The organism is Halobellus sp. Atlit-38R, assembly GCF_003665925.1.
In the GTDB taxonomy this organism is placed as follows: Archaea; Halobacteriota; Halobacteria; order Halobacteriales; family Haloferacaceae; genus Haloquadratum; species Haloquadratum inordinatus.
Genome location: NZ_QXIJ01000344.1, coordinates 1 through 453, shown reverse-complemented (window position 1 = coordinate 453; position 453 = coordinate 1). Strand labels below are relative to the sequence as shown.

1 pseudogene is annotated in these 453 nt (G+C 53.9%); it reads left to right on the top strand.

The window, feature by feature from the left end:
- Positions 1-107 precede the first annotated feature (107 nt).
- Positions 108-453: pseudogene (locus tag D3D02_RS21410) on the top strand (hypothetical protein); the annotation flags it as partial.

Here is a 453-nt window from a genome sequence, read left to right as displayed (position 1 = left end):
GTTTATATGATACTGACTGCTACCTAAGCGACGGTCGTTGCGCTTTTTATTGTGGTCGCCATTAGATGGCAACTGTGTCGGCTCGTACGCGTCGTTTCGCACTCGTCGTGGCCACGATCGTTCTTGTGAGTGGACTTGCGGTCACCGCGAGTGCGACGACACCTGCTTCCGAGCCACTCAATTCGACGGAGGCGAACACCACGCCGTCACACCAGAACCCAACAGAAGTATCTGAGAGCGGCGACAGCCAAGAAGTTGGGTCATACCTCACCCGACAGCTTGGCTCTCGGCTTAACGCGAGTGCCATTGCTACCAGCGATGAAGAGTATGAGACTGGACTGGCCCTCATTGGCAACGAGTATGATGTCTTATTAGAAAAGTATGCTACTGTATCGGCCGACACTGACCTAGCGGAGACAGCAGCACAGTTTAACCTCACGCGTGAACAGCAAC